The sequence below is a fragment of the Pectobacterium atrosepticum genome (assembly GCA_019056595.1).
GTDB classification, from domain to species: Bacteria; Pseudomonadota; Gammaproteobacteria; order Enterobacterales; family Enterobacteriaceae; genus Pectobacterium; species Pectobacterium atrosepticum.
Map to the genome: position 1 here is coordinate 1912077 of CP036163.1, position 22466 is coordinate 1934542.

General features: G+C 50.5%; 16 protein-coding genes, 1 pseudogene and 2 CRISPR repeat arrays. Of the genes and pseudogenes, 10 read left to right on the plus strand and 7 right to left on the minus strand.

All coding sequences use genetic code 11. The annotated features are described in order from the left end of the window. The first annotated feature begins 37 nt into the window (after positions 1 to 37). Positions 38 to 517, plus strand: coding sequence for an Hcp family type VI secretion system effector (locus tag DCX48_09315; protein ID QXE14680.1), 480 nt, complete (start codon positions 38 to 40; stop codon positions 515 to 517). Positions 518 to 565: 48 nt separating this feature from the next. On the opposite strand, the pseudogene DCX48_09320 reads toward DCX48_09315, so the two are convergent. The 3 genes and pseudogenes from DCX48_09320 to DCX48_09330 form a co-directional block, all read right to left on the minus strand. Then, positions 566 to 972: pseudogene (locus tag DCX48_09320) on the minus strand (DUF1240 domain-containing protein). Positions 973 to 1023: 51 nt separating this feature from the next. Further along, the gene (locus DCX48_09325) at positions 1024 to 1431 is read right to left on the minus strand and encodes a DUF1240 domain-containing protein (protein QXE14681.1); all 408 of its coding nucleotides are present in this window, start codon (positions 1429 to 1431) and stop codon (positions 1024 to 1026) included. Beyond that, positions 1424 to 2284, minus strand: coding sequence for a hypothetical protein (locus DCX48_09330; protein ID QXE14682.1), 861 nt, complete (start codon positions 2282 to 2284; stop codon positions 1424 to 1426). The genes DCX48_09325 and DCX48_09330 overlap by 8 nt, the downstream gene beginning before the upstream one ends. A 254-nt stretch (positions 2285 to 2538) precedes the next feature. Then, a CRISPR array of direct repeats spans positions 2539 to 4787; the repeat unit is 28 nt; unit sequence TTTCTAAGCTGCCTGTACGGCAGTGAAC. A gap of 295 nt (positions 4788 to 5082) precedes the next feature. Here DCX48_09330 and cas1f point away from each other — a divergent pair. The 6 genes from cas1f to cas6f all read left to right on the plus strand — a co-directional run bounded on the left by cas1f (position 5083) and on the right by cas6f (position 13573). Then, on the plus strand, positions 5083 to 6063 hold the full coding sequence (gene cas1f, locus DCX48_09335) for a type I-F CRISPR-associated endonuclease Cas1 (protein QXE17202.1): 981 nt from the start codon (positions 5083 to 5085) through the stop codon (positions 6061 to 6063). Continuing rightward, positions 6060 to 9356, plus strand: coding sequence for a type I-F CRISPR-associated helicase Cas3 (cas3f, locus tag DCX48_09340; GenBank protein QXE14683.1), 3297 nt, complete (start codon positions 6060 to 6062; stop codon positions 9354 to 9356). The genes cas1f and cas3f overlap by 4 nt, the downstream gene beginning before the upstream one ends. A 365-nt stretch (positions 9357 to 9721) precedes the next feature. Continuing rightward, positions 9722 to 11053, plus strand: coding sequence for a type I-F CRISPR-associated protein Csy1 (csy1, locus tag DCX48_09345; GenBank protein ID QXE14684.1), 1332 nt, complete (start codon positions 9722 to 9724; stop codon positions 11051 to 11053). After that, a complete protein-coding gene (gene csy2, locus DCX48_09350) occupies positions 11050 to 11982 on the plus strand; it encodes a type I-F CRISPR-associated protein Csy2 (protein ID QXE14685.1) in 933 nt (310 codons plus the stop codon). Before csy1 ends, csy2 begins: the two co-directional genes overlap by 4 nt. 13 nt (positions 11983 to 11995) lie before the next feature. Next, on the plus strand, positions 11996 to 13009 hold the full coding sequence (gene csy3, locus DCX48_09355) for a type I-F CRISPR-associated protein Csy3 (GenBank protein ID QXE14686.1): 1014 nt from the start codon (positions 11996 to 11998) through the stop codon (positions 13007 to 13009). 9 nt (positions 13010 to 13018) lie between these two features. Further along, positions 13019 to 13573: a type I-F CRISPR-associated endoribonuclease Cas6/Csy4 gene (gene cas6f / locus DCX48_09360; GenBank protein ID QXE14687.1), complete on the plus strand. Its 555-nt coding sequence runs from the start codon at positions 13019 to 13021 to the stop codon at positions 13571 to 13573. Positions 13574 to 13900: 327 nt separating this feature from the next. On the opposite strand, the gene DCX48_09365 is transcribed toward cas6f, so the two are convergent. The 4 genes from DCX48_09365 to uvrA form a co-directional block, all read right to left on the minus strand. Further along, entirely contained in the window at positions 13901 to 14317 is a 417-nt protein-coding gene (locus DCX48_09365; protein ID QXE14688.1) for a PIN domain-containing protein, read from the minus strand. Further along, a complete protein-coding gene (locus tag DCX48_09370) occupies positions 14314 to 14541 on the minus strand; it encodes an AbrB/MazE/SpoVT family DNA-binding domain-containing protein (GenBank protein ID QXE14689.1) in 228 nt (75 codons plus the stop codon). Before DCX48_09370 ends, DCX48_09365 begins: the two co-directional genes overlap by 4 nt. Before the next feature lie 287 nt (positions 14542 to 14828). Continuing rightward, positions 14829 to 15456: direct repeats of the CRISPR family, unit length 28 nt; unit sequence GTTCACTGCCGTATAGGCAGCTTAGAAA. A 41-nt stretch (positions 15457 to 15497) separates the two neighbouring features. Continuing rightward, positions 15498 to 15917 (minus strand): YjbQ family protein, encoded by a 420-nt coding sequence (locus DCX48_09375; protein ID QXE14690.1) that lies wholly within the window; start codon positions 15915 to 15917, stop codon positions 15498 to 15500. Positions 15918 to 15934: 17 nt separating this feature from the next. Further along, a complete protein-coding gene (gene uvrA / locus DCX48_09380) occupies positions 15935 to 18769 on the minus strand; it encodes an excinuclease ABC subunit UvrA (protein ID QXE14691.1) in 2835 nt (944 codons plus the stop codon). Positions 18770 to 19014: 245 nt separating this feature from the next. On the opposite strand from uvrA, the gene DCX48_09385 reads away from it, so the two are divergent. The 3 genes from DCX48_09385 (at position 19015) to DCX48_09395 (ending at position 22330) form a co-directional block, all read left to right on the plus strand. Continuing rightward, positions 19015 to 19578, plus strand: a complete 564-nt coding sequence (locus DCX48_09385) for a single-stranded DNA-binding protein (GenBank protein ID QXE14692.1) — start codon at positions 19015 to 19017, stop codon at positions 19576 to 19578. Positions 19579 to 19823: 245 nt separating this feature from the next. Next, positions 19824 to 21680: an amidohydrolase gene (locus DCX48_09390; protein ID QXE14693.1), complete on the plus strand. Its 1857-nt coding sequence runs from the start codon at positions 19824 to 19826 to the stop codon at positions 21678 to 21680. A gap of 191 nt (positions 21681 to 21871) precedes the next feature. Further along, positions 21872 to 22330 carry a GNAT family N-acetyltransferase gene (locus DCX48_09395; protein ID QXE17203.1) on the plus strand — a complete coding sequence of 153 codons (459 nt, stop codon included), beginning with the start codon at positions 21872 to 21874 and terminating at the stop codon, positions 22328 to 22330. Positions 22331 to 22466 lie beyond the last annotated feature (136 nt).

Consider the following 22466-nt stretch of genomic DNA (forward strand, 5'->3'; position numbering starts at 1 on the left):
TTCAGTCTATTAATAAATTTTCTCATAAGGATTTGATATGGCTAATTTGATTTACGCCAGCATTAATGGTCAGAAACAGGGTTTAATCTCATCCGGTTGCTCAACGCTCGACTCAATTGGCAATCGTTATCAAGCCGGTCATGAAGACCAAATACAAGTATTAGGCTTAAACCACAGCATTAGTCGCGATCAAAATGTTTCTCATCACCCCATTAATTTTATTAAGCCAATCGATAAATCATCCCCGTTATTAGGAATGGCGATCTCTTATAATGAAAAGGTAGATGTGACATTCTATTTTTATCGCGTAAATTCCGCTGGGCAGTTAGAGCTTTATTATGAAGTTGCCTTAACGGATGCGAGCATTGTAGATGTCACCTGTGTCTACCCACACGTCATCGATAACAACGACATCATGCCGTATGAAAAAGTCCAGCTGAAATATAAAACCATAGCATGGAACCATAAGATCGCAGGAACGTCGGGTTACAGCATTTGGGAGGAAATGAGTCTCTAATATTTATGACCGCTGATAACAAGCGCATCTTATCAGTTGTGCTTGTTATTACCATTCATCACAAAAAGCAATATCTTTCACATACTTATTGGGACCCATCCAGGATATTTTTTGACATACTAAATAACCTCTATCATCCAGACTATACGATATATACATTGATAAAAAAAAACTAACCACTGCGCCAAATATAGCTATAACAGCCAATACATTAGCTAGTTTATTATTCATCCTCGCTATTTCATTTTTCATTGCGGAATGAAATGCCAAGTATGAAAAATAGAACAATAGTGGCACTGCAAATACTAAAACACCAACTTTCCAAGAAAAAATGATTACATTACTTAATTTAACGAAAGCTAAATACCACTTAAAGAAAACCAGCACCCCCAGCAGGACATGAGGAAAACCAACGTCGCAAATGCACCAACTAATGGCCTATTTATCTTAACCACGATTGATTCTTCCTTGGTAGGAAAATAAAAACCACTAGATATTCTTGTTATTTACCATTCATCACAGAGAGCAATGTTTTTCACATACTTATTGGGATCCATCCAAGATACTTTAGGACATAACTCATAACCATAAGCTCTAAAATTATAAGATATGTAGAAAGATGAGAACAAACTAATTATAGTACCAGCTATCATTACTATAAATAGCCCCCCTCCAAATTTATTATTTATTTTCGCCACTTCATTATTTATTGCAGAATAAAAAAACAAATATGAAAAATAGAATAGCAAAGGAGAACCAAATACCATTAACCCGACTCTCCATGAAAAAACTATCGTATCATTTAACTGTAAAATATCCAAATATGAATTAAAAGAAAACCAACCAGTAAAGCATGTCAATAGAAAAATAAAAACTGCAAATGCACCAGTTAATGGTCTATTTACCTTAACCACGGCTGTACCTCCCCCAGGCATGAAAGAATTGATCGGGATGGTATGGTGTATATTGTTTTTTATGTGATTTTAAATTTTTTATTATCGTCTCACTTATTTTATATTTATTATCTAGCCAGAGTAATGAAAAACTGACAGCAACCCCAAGTAAAAATATACCACCAGCAATAATAATCACACTGCCTCCTGTGGCTACCATTACCGAGGTAGCTGCCGCTTTCGCACCCCAGGCAACTCCAATAGATATCGCTAATTTTGCAGCATCCATCGTTAAATTAACAAAAAAATCGGTTAGTGCGTATTCATCTTTCAACATCAACTCAATGGCTCGATAAGCACCTGAAAACAAAATACAGAATCTTGCCCCTGCCGCAATACCACTTTCAATTCCTTTTGTACCTATCCCTATATCTAGTATTTTTTGGTTACTAACTAAATATCTGGTGGCATCTAAATACTTTCTTACCCCCGGATATCCAGATAATTTTATGTATTTACTGCCATTTTTCCCGACATATTCCGTTGCCGTTACCCCAAACCCTTTAATTTCCATCACGATTCTGCTAACAGACACCGCTTCTGCAATATTCCCAGCAAACGATGAGACAGGATCGGTACAGCCAAACATGGCTGTTTTCCACGATTGATTAGGATTAGGTGTGCATAACGTTTGTAAGAAATACGTCGCTTCCTGCGCAGTCAATATGGCATGAATGTTATCGTTATTTATTTCATTGAGTTGAGCATGTAATTTCTGATAGTTAATATCTGCATGCTGTTTTTTAAAATCAAGATGATCTTCTAACCGATAGTCATCATCAACAAGCGTTTTTAAAACCGGATCGTATTTCACAAGTGCCTCATTCCCTCGAATTTTACTTAAGTCAACAAACTATTTCCCTGTAAGTGCACTTTAACGGAAAAATGATGGTTTTTAAATGTTAATAACATTCAATCTGCAATTTTCCATTCCCACCCAAAGATACCCGTTACTTGAAAATATTACGAAAATAAGCCATCAACAATACGTTATTTAAGAGCTACAGCGCATTGAGCGCTGGCGCAGTGCTACCTCGATAATAACCAGACAGCAGTGCCTGAGTGCTGTGAATAGGCTGCCTGTACGGCAGTGAACGGGTTGCCTCGGCCTGAACAGCGATCTCGCGTGTTTCTAAGCTACCTGTACGGCAGTGAACTTGAAATTAGTGACGTGAGCAGAATCGTAAACTTTCTAAGCTGCCTGTACGGCAGTGAACCGATACTCGGATACGCTCCCAGACCTTATCGATTTCTAAGCTGCCTGTGCGGCAGTGAACAACACGCCGCGCGATTTTGTCCACAATGCGCATTTCTAAGCTGCCTGTGCGGCAGTGAACTGTCGAGCGCTGATTCGTCGGTCACTGGATACTTTCTAAGCTGCCTGTGCGGCAGTGAACTCCATAGTCCTCGGAAGGGACGACGATGTGACTTTCTAAGCTGCCTGTACGGCAGTGAACCATTAATTGACGTCTCTCTATCAATTATCTGTTTTCTAAGCTGCCTGTACGGCAGTGAACCCGAGCCTGTATTACAGGTGGTTATGGCGACATTTCTAAGCTGCCTGTACGGCAGTGAACACGCTTGATATTGCTTATGGCGTGTTAGTTCATTTCTAAGCTGCCTGTACGGCAGTGAACGATCGGCAAAGATAATCAGGCACTCATCACCGTTTCTAAGCTGCCTGTACGGCAGTGAACTGAATGAGCCGGCCAATCTATATCACTACACTTTTCTAAGCTGCCTGTACTGCAGTGAACGGCGCGTCAGTGAAGTGGATGTATCCGTGCCATTTCTAAGCTGCCTGTGTGGCAGTGAACGCGGGGGCTAATGTGTCTGAGGCTGGTAGATCTTTCTAAGCTGCCTGTGCGGCAGTGAACCCAGACCGCAGCAACTACCAGTTAGCTCAACATTTCTAAGCTGCCTGTACGGCAGTGAACGAGCAATTCGCGCATGAGTTCGCGTCTACGCTTTTCTAAGCTGCCTGTACGGCAGTGAACGCGTTAGGCTCGTCGGTGTAGATCAACTTTCCTTTCTAAGCTGCCTGTACGGCAGTGAACTCTTTGTAATCACCTGTACGGCTGGCCCACACTTTCTAAGCTGCCTGTACGGCAGTGAACTTACGGACGCAATCTATGTGCCGTGTAACGATTTTCTAAGCTGCCTGTACGGCAGTGAACCTGTCGCAGTATTTGACCCACGACGTGATGCTTTTCTAAGCTGCCTGTACGGCAGTGAACAGCTTGCGTTGCTCGTCTGTCAAATTGCGGGTTTTCTAAGCTGCCTGTACGGCAGTGAACAGGCGATGGTGTCGTGGTCTGACCCTGCAAACTTTCTAAGCTGCCTGTACGGCAGTGAACAACCGTCGCTCGCTGGCCACTGTACGATTCGCTTTCTAAGCTGCCTGTACGGCAGTGAACACTCTGTTATTCCCCAACTGGCGTATGCCGAGTTTCTAAGCTGCCTGTACGGCAGTGAACAACCGTCGCTCGCTGGCCACTGTACGATTCGCTTTCTAAGCTGCCTGTACGGCAGTGAACACTCTGTTATTCCCCAACTGGCGTATGCCGAGTTTCTAAGCTGCCTGTACGGCAGTGAACCCTGACGGCAACGCCGACGCCGATCCGACACATTTCTAAGCTGCCTGTACGGCAGTGAACGCATCCGTCCAGACCGTATCGATAGTCTCTGCTTTCTAAGCTGCCTGTACGGCAGTGAACCCCTGACTGGCTGGCAATCTCCTGTGTCGCCATTTCTAAGCTGCCTGTACGGCAGTGAACATTTCACGGAGGGACAACACTCCGGCACAGTATTTCTAAGCTGCCTGTACGGCAGTGAACGGCTTGCTGCCCGGCGGGGCGAAAAATTGGCATTTCTAAGCTGCCTGTACGGCAGTGAACACGCCATTAATCAGTTATCAGGCTCAAATTCTTTTCTAAGCTGCCTGTACGGCAGTGAACCATCGCATTTGGATGCGTGCGATGATATGTGCTTTCTAAGCTGCCTGTACGGCAGTGAACCACCTCGCCTGGGAACGTGACGTTATTAATCTTTTCTAAGCTGCCTGTACGGCAGTGAACGAGGTGTGCCGACACCGATATTCACTAATCGGTTTCTAAGCTGCCTGTACGGCAGTGAACAAAATCCGCACGGATGCACTGAAAAAGGAAATTTTCTAAGCTGCCTGTACGGCAGTGAACCGCCCCGATTGACCGGCGATGTCTTCCAGGCTTTTCTAAGCTGCCTGTACGGCAGTGAACTGGGCTAAACGTTTTGAAGTTCGTGACGGACTTTTCTAAGCTGCCTGTACGGCAGTGAACTGTAGCCCGATCACTCTAACGATTTGTTTTATTAGCAGCAATTGCCATTTTCTTCGTAAAAACCCTTTTTTTAACCCTATCTGTAACTCATTGATTTTTAATCCTGTGAAATAGGCCAAATAAAAAGGGTCTGCGTTTAGGTAATATTTTTTGCGGTCATCATCTTTCACATGCAACTGTGATAGTCTGATTTTCATCAGTTTTCTGAAGATTATATTTTTCCTTATCAAATAGTTAGCCTGCGATTTATTAAGCTGGCGTCATGGCTATTATCTATTACGGAAGAAAATACATTATGGATAACGCCTTTAGCCCTTCGGATTTAAAAACCATTCTGCATTCCAAACGCGCCAATGTTTATTACCTCCAACATTGCCGCATTCTCGTCAACGGTGGCCGTGTCGAATATGTCACGGAGGAAGGAAACCAGTCTCTGTACTGGAATATTCCCATCGCCAATACCAGTGTTGTGATGTTGGGAACGGGTACCTCCGTAACTCAAGCCGCCATGCGAGAGTTCGCCAGAGCGGGTGTGATGATTGGTTTTTGTGGCGGCGGCGGTACGCCGCTGTTTGCGGCCAATGAAGCTGAAGTCGCGGTATCCTGGCTATCGCCACAGAGCGAATATCGACCAACCGAGTATTTGCAGGACTGGGTCAGCTTTTGGTTCGATGATGAGAAAAGGCTGGCCGCCGCCATCGCCTTCCAACAAGTGCGAATAGCGCAAATTCGTCAGCACTGGCTGGGTTCTCGTCTGTTCCGTGAATCGCGCTTTACCTTTAAGTCCGATCATCTTCAGGCGCTTTTGGATCGTTATGAAAAAGGATTAACAGACTGCCGCACCAGCAATGACGTGCTGGTACAGGAAGCGATGATGACCAAAGCCCTGTACAAACTGGCCGCCAATACCGTGAGCTATGGTGACTTTACCCGCGCCAAACGCGGCGGCGGTACCGATCTGGCGAACCGCTTTCTCGATCACGGCAACTATCTGGCTTATGGGCTGGCCGCCGTCTCAACGTGGGTGCTGGGCCTGCCGCACGGATTAGCGGTGTTACACGGTAAAACTCGCCGTGGCGGGCTGGTATTCGACGTCGCCGATTTAATTAAAGATGCGCTAGTGCTGCCGCAGGCTTTTATTGCCGCGATGGAAGGCGAAGATGAGCAAGAATTTCGTCAGCGCTGCCTGACCGCATTTCAACAATCCGAAGCGCTGGATGTGATGATCGGCAGCTTGCAGGATGTTGCCAGCAAACTGAGTCAGGTAGCGCGATGAACATTCTGCTGATTTCAGAATGCAATAAGCGTGCGCTGGTCGAAACTCGCCGGATACTGGATCAGTTTGCTGAACGCAAAGGCGAGCGCAGTTGGCAAACCGCCATCACGCAGGAAGGGCTGAACACGCTGCGCAAGCTGCTGCGCAAAACGGCACGTCGCAATACGGCAGTGGCCTGCCACTGGGTTCGTAGCACAAACCACACCGAGCTGTTGTGGGTCGTCGGCAATCTGCGACGTTTTAATGCGCAGGGAAGTGTCCCCACCAATACCACCAGTCGGGATGTTCTGCGCACGAAAGATGAAAATCCGTGGCACAGCGCAGAAGTATTCAGCCTACTGGCCGCCATTGCTGGGTTATTTCACGATGTTGGCAAAGCCAATATGCTATTTCAAGCTGGCCTAAGCGGTACAGGCCCACGCAGCCAACCCTATCGACATGAATGGGTATCACTGCGACTTTTTCAGGCCTTTGTCGGTGAGCAGGACGATAAAGCCTGGCTAACCACGCTCAGCACGATTACCTCAGAAGCAGAAGTCGCGCTGCTGGCGACGCTGCAACAGGATAAACCGACGTTCAGCGATAGTCCATTCCGTACCTTGCCGCCGCTGGCGCAAACCATCGCTTGGCTGATTGTTTCTCACCATCGGCTGCCCGTATTTAACAAATCGACAGAGCTTGCACCAAACAGCCGCCCTCCCCAGCTCGACTATGCGGAAACATGGTTAACCGACCATCTTTCTCCGCAGTGGAATGCACTCAACCATTGTCAGACCAATTGTTTACCGTCCGAGCGAGAGCAAAACTGGCAGTTCCCTAACGGGACACCGCTGCGCAGTACGGTCTGGCGCGAGAAGGCACGAAAATTTGCGGGTCGCGCACTGAAGCTGCCCTCATTTATGCATTTCAGCCAGTTAGAGCAACGGTTGACCGTGCATCTGGCACGTCTCGCGCTAATGCTGGCAGACCATCACTACTCGGCAGGAGCGGCAACGGTTGGCTGGCAGGACATCACTTATCCTGTGTGGGCCAATACCGATCGCAAGACTGGGGAATATAAGCAGAGGCTGGATGAACACTGCGTCGGCGTTGGGCAAAATGCCTTACTGCTGGGGCGAAGCCTGCCGCACCTGCGTGACACGCTCCCCGCCATCACTCGCCACAAAGGGTTCCGGCAACGTAGCACGCACCCGCGCTTTCGCTGGCAAGATCGCGCGTTCGACCTTGCCTGTTCCATTCGTGATGCCAGCAAGCAGCACGGCTTCTTCGGCATAAACATGGCATCGACAGGCAGGGGAAAAACGTTCGCTAATGCACGAATTATGTATGGCCTCTCGGATGAATCCATCGGCTGCCGCTTCTCCGTAGCATTGGGGTTACGCACGCTGACGCTGCAAACCGGCGATGCACTACGGCAGCGTTTGAAGCTAGACGAAGACGACTTAGCGGTGCTGATTGGTTCACAGGCGGTGCAAGATCTCCATGAAATGCGGCAGGAAAATGAGGCACGCCAACAAAACACGCCGCAAACTGGCAGTGAATCCGCCGACCCGCTGTTCTCTGAACATCAGTATGTTCGTTACGATGGCTCGCTGGATGATGGTCGGCTAAAAGCATGGCTGGAACGCAGCCCAACTCTGCATCAATTACTGAGTGCACCGGTGCTGATCACCACCATCGATCACCTGATGCCCGCCACGGAAGGGTTGCGCGGCGGCCACCAAATAGCCCCAATGCTACGGCTGTTAACCTCCGATCTAGTACTCGATGAACCGGATGATTTTGGTCTGGAGGATCTTCCTGCACTTTGTCGACTGGTTAACTGGGCGGGAATGCTGGGCTCACGCGTGCTGCTGTCGTCCGCCACGCTGCCGCCTGCGTTAATCCGTGCGTTGTTCGATGCCTATCTTGATGGCCGCGCCGCCTGGCAACAGGCTTACGGTACGCCAAATACGCCACTGAACGTGTGCTGTGGCTGGTTTGATGAATTTGACTGTCAGCATGAGCAATATGGCGACGTGAAAGATTTCATGGTCAGCCACGATGCGTTCGTTCATCAACGGCTGAAAAATCTGACGAAAGATGAACTCCCGCTACGCTTCGCCACTATCGTACCGGTAAGCAGCTCCAGCAAAAACAAAGATGATGTTCATCTGGCCGTCGCGCAGGCGATTCATCCACGGATGTTCGATTTACATTCTCAGCACCACCAACAGCATGAAAACGGGAAAACCGTCTCGCTGGGGTTGGTCAGAATGGCAAACATCGATCCGCTGGTTGCCATCGCTCGACAGTTGATCGCTATCCCCTCTCCACCGGATACCTGCATTCATTACTGCATTTATCACAGCCAACACCCACTAGCGATGCGCTCCCACATTGAACAGCGGCTTGATGCCGCGCTGATGCGTAACGATATCAATGCGCTGTGGCAAGTGGAGGAAATTCGTCAGGCGATAGAAAACTCGCCGCAACAGCATCACGTCTTTGTTGTTCTGGCAACCTCAGTCGCTGAGGTGGGTCGCGATCATGATTACGACTGGGCGATTGTAGAGCCTAGCTCGATGCGTTCGCTGATCCAGCTTGCCGGACGAATATTGCGCCACCGGCAGGATAAGCAGTATGTGCCTAAAGCCCCCAATATCTATCTGCTTAGCCACAACATTCGAGCGCTTAGAGGGAAAGACATCGCGTACTGTAAACCTGGCTTTGAGTCGCAGGATGACAGTCTGGATACACACGATCTCCACCAACTATTGCAGGAAAAAGAGTACCGCCACCTCAGCGCCGCACCGCGTATCGTGCAGCCAACATCGTTTGCAAAGCCACTTTCACTGGTGGCGTTAGAGCATGCCGTGTTGGGGAAAACGCTGCTTGGCCTCAAAAATCAAAAACTCGATGACCTGAAACGCCCTCCCGCTGCCTTTTGGTGGCGCGCGCACCCGCATTGGAATGGCGAACTACAGCGGCGTACACCATTTCGTCAATCAGCGAAAGATGAAGCGTACTACCTGTGGATCGCCGATGACGATGAAGAACCGGTTTTCATGGTGCAGGACGATGGCCCGAGTGGCTGGAAGCAAAGCGATATTGCTCGCCCCGTCACGCTGGACATGGCAGAAGGCGTCAGTGCCTGGATAGAACAGGATTACCACGCCTTGTACCAACGGCTGGCGGAAGAAAAGCAGTGGGAACTGAGCTGGGTGAGCGCCCGCTTCGGCGAAATTCGTCTGCGGGAAGAAGAGGACTGGTACTGGCACCCGCTGTTAGGGGTGTTTGGCGCACTCAGTTGAGTGCGCCGCTGCCTGTACGGCAGTTTACTTCATTTAGCCTACTTCTAAGCAGCCTATCCGGCTGTGTAGGCGATAGTAATTTGAGGAGAATTGTATTTCAAACTTAATATTTAAATACCATTTTGCCTAGGATAAAAAAGTGTACTATTCTCCTTATTGAACACCATCAAGAGGGGAAATGCTCATGAAGCAGAGTCAAAGAAAAAAAACGGTGGTTATAGTCGTGCTCCTTCTTCTATCACCACCGTCAGTAACTTTTAATTTTTATATTGATATAGCTAATCAACCACAGCCATCAGTATCGTTGAGCGTATTGAAGACAAATCTTATATGAGATAACCCATTCAATCATTAGGGAGTAAGCAATGAGAAATGGACTACCCGAATTCATACTCTCCTACATCAACAATCGAAAGCAGGCCAAGCTGGATGCTTTCGATAAAGAAGCGGAGAAGAAACGTGCGACACTCAGCGGTGAAGCGCTGGCTGTAGCAGAGCTAGAACTGGCACAAGCGCGGCGGGAGATAGAGCTGAAGCACGAGGTGCGAAACTGGTTAACCGATGCCGCCAGCCGCGCCGGACAAATCAGTCTGGTCACGCACGCGTTGAAGTTTACCCACAGCGATGCCAAAGGCAGCAGCGTCTTTAGCGCCGAAACGGTAGCGGATGCTAAAACACTCTCCACCGCCACGTTGGAACAACCCGCCATTGATGCCGTCGGCAACGCAGCTGCATTAGACGTTGCCAAGCTGCTACAAACCGAACATGACGGAGATTCGCTGGTCGCCGCCTTACAGCGTGGCGACCACAGCGCACTGGAAGCGCTGGCTGAAAACCCAGAGCAGCTTGCACAGTGGCTAACAGGATTTCAACAGGTGTTCACCAATCGCCAACCCAGCTCACATAAGCTAGCCAAACAGATCTATTTCCCACTAGCAAGCGGCGAATACCATCTGCTCAGCCCGCTTTACTCCTCTTCACTAGCACAGGCTCTCTACCAGCGGATTAATGCCGTGCGTTTTGGCGACGAAGCAAAAGCGATTCGTCAGGCGCAAAGAACAAATCAGTGGCACGACCAACTCTCTATCAGCTATCCCAATCTGGCAGTACAGAATATGGGTGGCACTAAGCCGCAAAATATTTCTGCGCTAAACAGCAGCCGCAGCGGTCGTTCTTACTTGCTCAGCAGTGCGCCACCACAGTGGAACAGTATTGAAAAACCGCCGCAGCAGCATGAATCCATTTTCCGGCCGCGCGGCGAGGTGGACTATCACACCCGCGCGACGTTAGCGCAGATGCAGCGCTTTCTGCTCAGCGTCAAAGACGTGGAAAACAATCGCGACATTCGTCAACAGCGCCTGCGTTACCTCGACCAGTTGATCGATCAGCTCTTCTTCTATGTCGCCAGCGTACAGAATTTGCCCGTCGGTTGGAGCGTAGAATCTGAATTGAAACGCGCCCAGCAGCTATGGCTCGACCCTTATCGTGCAGAAACGGATACGATTTTCCGCCGTGAACGCGAAGCGGGAGACTGGCAACAGGCAGTAGCCTACGATTTTGGCCGCTGGCTGAATCGTCGCCTCAAACATGAAAACCTGATTTTTGGCGAGGTCGAACGTCGGGAATGGTCTACCGCAGCCCTGTTCAAACGTCGTATGCGTGAAATGGAAAGCGCACTGAAAGAGGAGCTGGCATGAGCACGTTGATTATCCTCCGCCGTATCCAGGTCGAAAACGCCAACGCCATTGCCGGACTGACCTACGGCTTCCCCGCGATTACGCACTTTCTCGGTTTTACTCATGCGCTGTCGCGTAAGTTACAGGCCAGCCACGGGCTGACGCTGGAAGGCTGCGGCGTGGTAAGCCATCAGCATCAGCTACACGCTTATGGCTCCAGTTGGGAACGGAGTTTTGCCCTGACCAGAAATCCGCTGACCAAAGAAGCCAAAACTGCCGCTTTTAATGAAGAAGGCCGCATGCATATGACCGTCTCGCTGTTAATACGCTGCGACGGACAGATCCCGGCGGACACGACAGCGCTATGTGAACATTTGAAACAGCAGGCGCAATGCCAACGTCTGGCAGGAGGAACCGTTATTGATATCGAGCGGGTTACCGTCCAGTCGTTACCGGTGGACGAAACAGAAACCCGTGGAGTCATGCGTCGCCTATTACCGGGCTTTGTGCTACGAGATCGTACCTCACTACTGCATCGCCATTTTCAGACGTTACAGCAAGCCAACCCGCAAGCAGAAATGATCGATGCCTGGCTGGATTTTGCCGCGCTAAAGATGCAGTCAGAACGCGATCCTAGCGATAACACCATACAGTGGAAATACCTTCCCAAACCCGGCGACGGTGGTTTTCTGACGCCATTGATGATTGGCTACCGAGCTATTTCACCGCTTTATGCGCCCGGAGAGGTTGATAAAACCCGCGATCCACACACGCCGTTCTGTTTTGCCGAGGCCGCCTACGGCATCGGAGAATGGCAAGGGGCGCACCGCATCAGCGATATCCGCCAGATACTCTGGGAATATGACTATCAGAACGGCGATTATCACTGCCGCCAATTAGCGGATACCCATTCTGTAGCTGAAGACACTTCCTACGAATTCGATTACTAAAAAGGACGACATCATGGCAAAAGCAGCAACGACGTTAAAGACCGCATCAGTACTGGCTTTTGAACGTAAATTGGCTAACTCGGATGCGTTGATGTATGCAGGCAACTGGGCGCAGCAGGACAACTGGACGGCCATTGCCATTCAGGAGAAATCGGTACGCGGGACGATCTCTAACCGCCTGAAAAATGCCCTCACTAGCGACCCGGCCAAACTGGATGCAGAAATTCAGAAAGCCAACCTGCAAAAAGTGGACGTCGCCGCCCTTCCCTTCGGTGCCGATACCCTGAAAGTCGTGTTCACTCTGCGGGTACTGGGTAATCTGGCGCAGCCCTCGGTCTGTAACGATCAGGATTACCAAAGCGCACTGGGTGACATCATCACCGGATACGCTCAGGAACAAGGTTTTGGCTCGCTGGCAGCACGCTATGCAGAGAACATCGCGAACGGTCGTTTTCTGTGGCGCAACCGCATTGGGGCAGAAGCGATCCGCGTGGTCGTCACCAAGAAAGGTGAAAGAAGTTGGGAATTCAACGGTGAAGACTATTCGCTGCGTCAGTTCAGCCAACCAACGGGTGACCTTGCAGCATTGGCACAGGCGATTGAGGAGGGGCTGGCGGGTGACGCCTCGGCGCTTTTTACCGTCGAAGCCTATGTACAGCTAGGTAACGGTCAGGAAGTCTTCCCTTCTCAGGAACTGGTGCTCGACGAAAAAGCGCGTAACGGCAAGAGCAAGATCCTCTATCAGGTGAATGATGTCGCGGCCATTCACTCGCAGAAAATTGGCAACGCATTGCGCACCATCGACGACTGGTATCCGGCGGCTGCTGAAGCGGGTCCGATTGCCGTCGAACCTTACGGATCCGTAACCAGTCGCGGTAAAGCTTATCGCCAGCCCAAAGAGAAAATGGATTTCTACACGCTGCTGGATAACTGGGTGATTAAAGGCGATGTTCCCATGCCTGAACAGCAGCATTACGTGATCGCCACGCTGATTCGCGGCGGTGTGTTTGGTGAAAAAGGCGAATAAGGTGGCGGTATGGATCACTACATTGATATTCGCGTCCAACCCGATCCCGAGTTCACTGCGTCTCAGCTATTGAATGCGCTGTTTGCCAAACTGCACCGAGCGCTGGGGCAATTGGCCGATGGCAAGATTGGGATCAGCTTTCCCGAAGTGGGTAAAACGCTGGGGGAATGCTTGCGGTTACACGGTACGGAAGACGCGCTCTCTGTGTTAGAAAAAACGGCCTGGCTAAAAGGATTGCGGGATTACACACAGGTTTCTGAGTGTAATCCCGTACCCAATGGCGTGAAGTTTCGTACCGTGCGCCGCGTTCAGCTCAAGAGCAGCGCAGAACGTCTACGTCGACGTTCCGTTAGCAAAGACTGGCTGACGGCAGCGGAAGCTGCGGCACGAATTCCCGACGCGGTGGAAAAACGCAGCGCACTGCCGTTTGTGCAAATAAAGAGCTTGTCCAACGGGCAGATGTTTTTTGTGTTTGTGGAACATGGCCCGCTACAGAACGCCCCTACCGCAGGCCGTTTCTCTTCCTACGGTTTAAGCACGGAAGCCACCGTTCCGTGGTTCTAACCCTTTTTTAACGGCCAACTGCAAGCTATTGATTGTTAATTGCAGTTGGTCGCTTTAATAAAAAAGGGGTTTTGAGAAAAACCATATTCTCTTTAATAATCTGGTGGTTATCGTAGAGTTCTAACTATGTTCACTGCTGCATAGGCAGCTTAGAAATCCAGCATTGCAAAACCGGGGCGAGTGCGAGCGAGGGTTTACTGCCGTGTAGGCAGCTTAGAAAAGCGCCTCATTGATACGTGCGCCGGTGTTCCAGTTCACTGCCGCACAGGCAGTTTAACAAGTACAGGGCTTTCACTTCGCCAGATATCACTAGCTCTGTCTGACAGATTATTTAACCCAATCTTCAAGCATCAGCCCTGGCACTCGCTCAAACTCTCTCAGATTATTGGTGACCAATACGGCCTTAACGCTGATAGCATGACCAGCGATGGCCGTATCATTTGGGCCAATAGGCGTACCAGCGGCAGCTAACGCGATTTTGATTTTTGTGGTGGCATCTACCGCTGCGCTATCCCAAGGTAATATCGCATCAAGTCGGCGGCAGAAAGCATCAACCAACAGCATATGGCGCGGCGAAGCTTTTTTGCCAACCGCCCCAAAACGCATTTCAGCGTACGTGATCGCTGATACCACGATTCGATCGCGTCGCAATGTGCATTGCTGCAACTTTTCAATCACCGCAGCTGGGTGTTCACGCATTATGAAAGAACAGATATTAGTATCAAGCATGAACAAACGGCTCACAGTTCGAATCTCCCCTCTTCGACTACATCCTGACGTTCTGTCATAAAGTCAGCGTCAGCGCGCTCTTCTTGCAGAAACGAATGCCAATTGGGTTTGACTGGGCGCAACATGATGGTATCCCCTTCACGCACGATCTCCAGTTCATTGACGCCTTCAAAGTCCATATCACGCGGTAAGCGAATAGCACGATTATTACCATTTTTAAATACTGAGACAATACGCATAATGCACCTCCTCTTAATACAGAATTCAGCCAGCCGCTAGCCTGACTAAAACATAGGTTAAGTATAGATTTGAATCGTTCTCTTGTATATCCGCGGCATATGTACGCACCTAACATAGGTCTACCGAGAATAGATAAAATCGTTGCCACAGGGTTGGCACCCTTTTTTCACGGACACTTGTAACTCATTGATTTTTAATATCGATTAAGCGCTATGATAAAAAAGGGTTTTTCGGGAAAAATGGTTTATTTTCTTTTAAAATTAGGTAACTACCGTAAAATAGGAACGTTCACTGCCGTATAGGCAGCTTAGAAATGGCTGAATGAGGCCGTGGAGGCTGCGGCTACGTTCACTGCCGTATAGGCAGCTTAGAAACAGTCGCTACCAAGCGCATTAAGTGCAGGGACGTTCACTGCCGTATAGGCAGCTTAGAAATGGTCTTCACTCAACCCTTGCGCACTGGCCACGTTCACTGCCGTATAGGCAGCTTAGAAAAATTATTAGCGCGTTCTAATACATGCCCTTTGGTTCACTGCCGTATAGGCAGCTTAGAAAAATCGGAGCAAGTCATGCAGAGAAATCAAAATGTTCACTGCCGTATAGGCAGCTTAGAAAACCTGGAAGACGCACTACGCCTGAATCCGCTGGTTCACTGCCGTATAGGCAGCTTAGAAATTGCTTTAACAACCACCGTCTGAACTCACTGTGTTCACTGCCGTATAGGCAGCTTAGAAACAGCCAGCTTATCAGGGGGCCATCAAGCCATCGTTCACTGCCGTACAGGCAGCTTAGAAAAAGCAAATAGACTCCATATTTGAGCGTAACGGGTTCACTGCCGTACAGGCAGCTTAGAAAATCGCAGTGATGAAGATCCCCGCAGCCTCCCCGTTCACTGCCGTGCAGGCAGTTCAGGGCTTATCGGGGATACGTTGCTGGTACGACTCGCTTCAAGGGTGTTATTCCCCATTCAGCGTGACAACCAGCGAGCGGCTGCCGCCGTGGTTGCGGTGTTCGCACAGGTAAATGCCCTGCCAAGTGCCGATGTTCAGGCGTCCGTTGGTGATGGGAATCGTCAGGCTATTTCCTAGCAGGCTGCCTTTCAGGTGCGCGGGCATGTCGTCGCTACCTTCATAAGTATGGCGGTAGTACGGCTCATCCTCCGGCACTAAACGATTAAAGAAGCTCTCGAAATCCTGCCGTACCGTGGGATCGGCATTCTCATTAATCGTCAGCGCCGCCGAAGTATGTTTGATGAACACATGCATCAACCCGACCTTTATCTGGCGCAGTGCGACAACCTGCGCCAGTATTTCGTCAGTCACCAGATGGAAGCCTCTGGCTTTCGGCTTCAGGCGGATTTCATATTGCGTCCACATGATTTGGCCTCTCGCTATCAGGCTTCGCGAGCCAGAATAGGTCGCAGGAAGCGCGCGGTGTGGGACTGTTCGCAGTCCGCCACCGTTTCTGGCGTGCCAGAAACCAGAATTTCGCCGCCGCCGCTGCCGCCTTCCGGCCCTAAATCGACAATCCAGTCCGCCGTTTTAATCACATCAAGATTGTGTTCAATCACCACGATGGTATTACCCTGATCGCGCAACTGATGCAGAACGGTAAGAAGCTGTTCAATATCAGCAAAGTGCAAACCGGTCGTCGGTTCGTCGAGAATATACAGCGTCTGTCCGGTTCCACGTTTTGAAAGCTCACGCGCCAGTTTCACACGCTGCGCTTCCCCGCCGGACAGCGTGGTTGCCGACTGCCCAAGGCGAATATAAGACAGGCCGACGTCGATCAGCGTTTGCAGCTTCCGCGCCAGCGCCGGAATGGCATCAAAGAACTCACGCGCTTCTTCGATGGTCATATCCAGCACTTCATGGATGCCTTTGCCTTTGTATTTAATTTCCAGCGTTTCGCGGTTATAGCGCTTGCCTTTGCACTGGTCACACGGCACATAAACATCTGGCAGGAAGTGCATTTCTACCTTGATCACGCCGTCGCCCTGACAGGCTTCGCAGCGTCCACCGCGCACGTTAAAGCTGAAACGACCGGGGTTATAACCACGGGTACGAGATTCCGGCACACCAGCAAACAGCTCGCGAATCGGCGTGAAAATGCCAGTATAGGTTGCGGGATTGGAACGCGGCGTACGACCGATCGGGCTTTGATCGATATCGATCACCTTGTCAAAATGCTCCAGCCCCTGAATTTCACGGTAAGCAGCAGGTTCTGCCAGCGTTGCGCCGTTCAGCTGACGCTGCGCCAGTGGGAACAAGGTATCGTTGATTAAGGTAGATTTACCCGATCCCGACACCCCGGTGACGCAAGTAAACAGGCCAACCGGCAGCGTCAGCGTGACGTCTTTCAGGTTGTTGCCCTTCGCGCCGATCAGCTTCAGCACTTTGGTTGGATCCGCAGGTACGCGCTGCTTCGGTATTTCAATCTTGCGTTTGCCGCTAAGGAATTGACCCGTCAGCGAACCCGGCACCGCCATAATCTCGTCCATCGTGCCTTCGGCGACAATCTGCCCGCCGTGCACGCCCGCACCGGGGCCGATATCAATCACATGATCGGCAGCACGAATCGCGTCTTCATCGTGTTCCACCACAATAACGGTATTGCCCAGATCGCGCAGATGAACCAACGTTTCCAACAGGCGCTCGTTGTCGCGCTGGTGCAAACCAATGGACGGCTCATCCAGCACGTACATGACGCCAACCAGCCCAGCGCCGATCTGGCTTGCCAGACGAATACGCTGCGCCTCACCGCCGGACAGCGTTTCCGCCGAACGGGAGAGCGACAAATAGTTCAGCCCGACATTCACCAGAAACTTCAGCCGATCGCCAATCTCTTTCAGCACTTTCTCGGCGATTTGGGCGCGCTGCCCACTGAGCTTCATGTTCTTGAAAAACGTCATCGCATGGCCGATGCTCATATCGGAAATCTGCGGCAGCGTGGTCTGTTCGACAAACACGTTACGCGCTTCTTCACGCAGACGTGTCCCGCCGCAGCTGGCGCAGGAGCGGTTGCTGATGAATTTCGCCAGCTCTTCGCGCACTGCCGTGGATTCCGTCTCTTTATAGCGGCGCTCCATGTTGTGCAGCACGCCTTCGAACGGATGACGACGCACGGAGGTGTCGCCGCGATCGTTGATATATTTGAATTCGACGTTCTCTTTACCGGAGCCGTACAAAATCACTTTCTGCACCGCGGCGCTCAGTCCCTCAAACGGAGCATCGACGTCAAACTTGTAGTGTTCCGCCAGTGAGCGCAGCATCTGGAAATAGTAGAAATTGCGGCGATCCCAGCCGCGAATCGCCCCGCCCGCCAGCGACAGCTCCGCATTTTGCACCACGCGAGCCGGATCGAAGAACTGTTGCACACCCAGACCATCACAGCTTGGGCACGCCCCCGCCGGATTGTTGAACGAGAACATACGCGGTTCCAGTTCGTGCATGCTGTAGCCACACACCGGACAGGCAAAGTTCGCCGAGAACAGCAGTTCAGGCTGCGTAGGGTCGTCCATATCGGCCACGACTACGCTACCACCGGACAGATCCAGCGCGGTTTCAAACGACTCTGCCAGCCGCTGTGCCAGATCTTCTCGCACTTTAAAGCGATCGACGACAACTTCAATGGTGTGTTTTTTCTGTAACTCCAGCTTCGGCGGATCGGACAGATCGCACACCTCGCCGTCTATACGGGCGCGGATGTAGCCCTGTGAGGCCAGGTTTTCCAGCGTCTTGCTGTGCTCGCCTTTGCGATCTTTCACTATCGGTGCCAGCAGCATCAGGCGTTTGCCTTCCGGCTGCGCCAGCACGTTGTCCACCATCTGGCTGACGGTCTGCGCATCCAGCGGCACATCATGCTCTGGGCAGCGCGGTTCACCCACGCGTGCAAACAACAGGCGCAGGTAGTCATGAATTTCGGTAATCGTCCCAACCGTAGAGCGCGGGTTGTGTGAAGTGGATTTCTGCTCGATAGAAATGGCGGGCGACAGCCCTTCTATATGATCGACATCCGGTTTTTCCATCAGTGACAGGAATTGACGGGCGTAGGCGGAGAGTGATTCCACATAGCGTCGCTGCCCTTCGGCATACAGCGTGTCAAACGCCAGCGATGACTTACCCGAACCAGACAGACCGGTGATGACGATCAGCTTGTCACGGGGAATTATCAGATTGATATTCTTGAGATTATGGGTACGAGCACCACGAACTTCGATCTTATCCATTCACACACTTCCCGGAATAAAAACGGTTTGTCATCGTCTCCCGAACGGAGAGAACCGGTACGAAACGAACAATTATGGCACAAAAAAAACTGAATGAATATCCAGTATTAAACCCGTTTACTTTTGCAAACGCTGCAAATCTTACTTTCATTTCTGAAGCCATTTCGCAGGTATGATACAAATGTGTATCATGATAAAATTGATCGTTTAGACTTACATAAATTGATTTATCAGGAGACACGAGCATGGCCAGCAGAGGCGTTAATAAAGTGATTCTTGTCGGGAATCTGGGTCAAGACCCAGAAGTCCGCTATATGCCGAATGGTGGTGCAGTTGCCAACATCACGCTGGCTACGTCGGAAAGCTGGCGTGACAAGCAAACCGGTGAGCAGAAAGAGAAGACCGAATGGCACCGTGTGGTTCTGTTTGGCAAGCTGGCAGAAGTCGCGGGCGAATACCTGCGTAAAGGCTCTCAGGTCTACATCGAAGGCGCACTGCAAACCCGTAAATGGGCCGATCAGGCTGGCGTAGAGCGCTACACCACCGAAGTCGTCGTTAACGTCGGCGGCACCATGCAGATGCTAGGTGGACGTCAGGGCGGCGGCGCACCAGCAGGCGGTGGCAATGCAGGTGGCGGTCAGCCACAAGGCGGCTGGGGTCAACCTCAGCAACCGCAGGGCGGAAACCAGTTCAGCGGCGGCGCACAAGCTCAGCAGCGCCCAGCTCAGAACGCATCTTCCTCACAAAATAATGCCCCGGCACAAAGCAACGAACCACCAATGGATTTCGACGACGATATTCCTTTCTAAGGCTAACCTTAGAGATTATTGTCAATAATTCCATTATAAGCCTCCGATTTATCGGAGGTTTTTCATTTTATAGCGTACAGAAAAGTCACCAGTAAACAATCAACCAAGGAAATCATCACAGCATGTGCGTTTCGTGCTCATCGAGATAATCAGAGCACAATCTGTACAGTTATTTATCCATCGCTGCCGAAAAATAGCAGCGCCTCATCAATGAGGAATAAACGCTATATATGGAGATATAACGTATGGACAAAAATAGTGCACACCGCACCGCTAACAAAAACCTATCCCAAAACACCGCCAATAAGGCACCCTCGCCATCTTCTGGCAACGCGACAACCGATTATTCTTTGCCACCAAACACTTCTTTCAGGCTCGCAGCACTTGCTGTCACCGTCTCAGGTTTGCTTTTTTCTTCATCTACGCTAATGGCGGCAGAAACGGCAGAGACTGCCGATTTAGTTTTACGTAACGGCAATATTTACACCGTCAATCAAGGTCAGCCGTGGGCAGAAGCTGTTGCAGTACGTGATGGTCGCTACGTTTTCATCGGTTCAAATGCACAGGCAGCAGAGTTTATCGGCCCGAAAACGCAGGTGGTTGATCTCAACGGCAGCATGGCAATGCCGGGCATTAATGATGTCCACGCTCATCCGTTAGACGGTGGCTATGAAGATATTTACTCCTGTAATTTCTCACAAAAAAGTTCACTGGATGACATTCTGAGCCAGGTCAGTGAATGCGCGCAAAAAGCCGGACCGGGAGAATGGGTGATCGGTTCTGCCTGGGGCAGCCCACGTATGGCGGAGCTTTCTACCACTGAAGCGCTGGCGAAATTGGATAAAGTCAGTAACGGGCGTCCGGTCATTCTGCGTGATGATTCTTACCATAACCGCTGGATTAACAGCGAAGCGATGCGTCTGGCCGCTATCACCGCGCAGTCCGTTAGCCCAGCCGGTGGCGTCATTGTTAAAGATGCAAAAACAGGCGAACCAACCGGCCTGTTGCAAGAATTCCCCGCGTTCCAGCATGTGCAAAGTCTGGTCCCCGTGCGCACGGAAGAGCAACGGCTGACATCAGGGCGCGGAGCCACCAAAACGATGGTGTCATTAGGTATTACTGGCGTGCAGGAAGCGGTCAGCTCAGAAGTCAATCTGCGCATCTGGAGCAAGATTGACCGAGCAGAAGGTCTGCCTCTGCGTATTATCGGCTCGATCGTCTCCACTCCGCTGTTGGATGAAGGCGCTGCGGGTCTGGAGCTGGTTGCCAGACGTGATGTCTACCGCACCACAAATTTCTTCCCCGATCGTTTTAAATTTGTGTTGGATGGTGTTCCACCGGCTCATACCGCAAAGCTGATTGAGCCCTATCTGCCAACTCAAGCACACGGCGATCACTATCACGGCGATACCCACTACACCACAGAGCAAGTCGTTGAGATTCTCTCCAAGCTGGATAAACAAGGGATCTCTACCAAGCTTCATGCTGCGGGAGATGGTTCACTCCGTCTGGCGCTGGATGCCGTTGAGCAAGTGCGTAAAATTAATGGGCCAAATGGCCCGATGCATCAAATCGCGCATACGCATTTGATCTCACCGCAAGATATGCCACGTTTCGCACAGTTGCGGGTTGCCGCCGATCTCTCGCCGATGCTGTGGTTTCCTTCCGATATGACAAACGCCAGCGTAGTGACCATTGGCGAAGAGCGCATGAAGGATTTTGTCCCCACGGTTAAATTGCTACGTTCTGGTGCGGTGGTCGCTGGCGGTTCTGACTGGCCAGCGGGTGGCCCAACGCCATCTCCCTGGATCGGAATTGAAGGGCTGGTGACGCGGCAGAATCCGCTGGGTGATGCGCCCGGAACACTGGCTCCCGAAGAGGCCGTCGATCTGCCTGAAGCGATTCGTATCTATACTATCAATAGTGCGAAAGCGATGGGCATAGAGAAAGAAACGGGATCGGTTGAGCTGGGTAAATCCGCCGATTTGATCGTGTTGGATCGCCATTTGTTTAACGTCCCGATCAAACAGGTTCATCGTGCCAACGTGGTCAAAACGTATTTCAAAGGCCAGCTCGTCCATTCAGCGCCAGAGAAGTCCTAATGCGCGGCGCTGTCAGTAACATGAGATAAATATCAGGGGCGTCGATGCGGACGCCTCTTTAATCCCGCCTTCACTTTCTCCTAATTGGTCTGCACCTCTCTTAATAAGTGGAGGGGTATATCCGTCTATTTCATTGCTATAAATACCAACCTGATTTTCAGTACCTGTCGCCTAACAACATGAGAGTAAAAATAATGAATTCAGATCAGGAAATTATGGTTAACCCCGTTGAACCAGATGATTACAATCAATGGCTGCCCTATTGGGAAAGTTATCAAACGTTCTATAACGTCCAGCTTACCGATGAAGTAACGGAAACAACCTGGGATCGCTTTTTTAAAGCGGATATTCCCGTGCACTGCGCCGTGGCGAGAGAAGGCTTACGCATTATCGGCTTCGTACACTTTGTTTTTCACGATTCCACATGGGGCGTAAACCGCTATTGTTACCTTGAGGATCTTTTTGTTGATCCCACCACGCGCGGCAAAAACGTGGGGAAAAAACTCATTGAGTACGTGAGAGAAAAGGCGCAAGAAAAGCACTGCGTTCGTCTGTATTGGCATACTCAGGAAACCAATAAAACAGCGCAGCGTCTTTATGATTGGGTTGCGGAAAAACCGGGCGTTATCGAATATAGAATGCCGCTTTAATTATCAAACATTCGGCAGTAAAGTGACGGCGTGCGGCACACACGCCCACCGCAGCGAGTTGCTCGCAGGATGAATCGGCATAAAACCTACGACAAAGCTGACGATGAACTTACCCTGTTCTGAACGTGATATTGCC

Bases quoted from the DNA above. Each gene is read 5' to 3' on its own strand.
- DCX48_09390 (QXE14693.1), top strand. From the start codon at position 19,824: ATGGACAAAAATAGTGCACACCGCACCGCTAACAAAAACCTATCCCAA.
- csy1 (QXE14684.1), top strand. From the start codon at position 9,722: ATGAGAAATGGACTACCCGAATTCATACTCTCCTACATCAACAATCGA.
- uvrA (QXE14691.1), bottom strand. From the start codon at position 18,769: ATGGATAAGATCGAAGTTCGTGGTGCTCGTACCCATAATCTCAAGAAT.
- csy3 (QXE14686.1), top strand. From the start codon at position 11,996: ATGGCAAAAGCAGCAACGACGTTAAAGACCGCATCAGTACTGGCTTTT.
- cas6f (QXE14687.1), top strand. From the start codon at position 13,019: ATGGATCACTACATTGATATTCGCGTCCAACCCGATCCCGAGTTCACT.
- DCX48_09315 (QXE14680.1), top strand. From the start codon at position 38: ATGGCTAATTTGATTTACGCCAGCATTAATGGTCAGAAACAGGGTTTA.
- DCX48_09375 (QXE14690.1), bottom strand. From the start codon at position 15,917: ATGTGGACGCAATATGAAATCCGCCTGAAGCCGAAAGCCAGAGGCTTC.
- cas3f (QXE14683.1), top strand. From the start codon at position 6,060: ATGAACATTCTGCTGATTTCAGAATGCAATAAGCGTGCGCTGGTCGAA.
- cas1f (QXE17202.1), top strand. From the start codon at position 5,083: ATGGATAACGCCTTTAGCCCTTCGGATTTAAAAACCATTCTGCATTCC.
- DCX48_09385 (QXE14692.1), top strand. From the start codon at position 19,015: ATGGCCAGCAGAGGCGTTAATAAAGTGATTCTTGTCGGGAATCTGGGT.
- DCX48_09370 (QXE14689.1), bottom strand. From the start codon at position 14,541: ATGCGTATTGTCTCAGTATTTAAAAATGGTAATAATCGTGCTATTCGC.
- csy2 (QXE14685.1), top strand. From the start codon at position 11,050: ATGAGCACGTTGATTATCCTCCGCCGTATCCAGGTCGAAAACGCCAAC.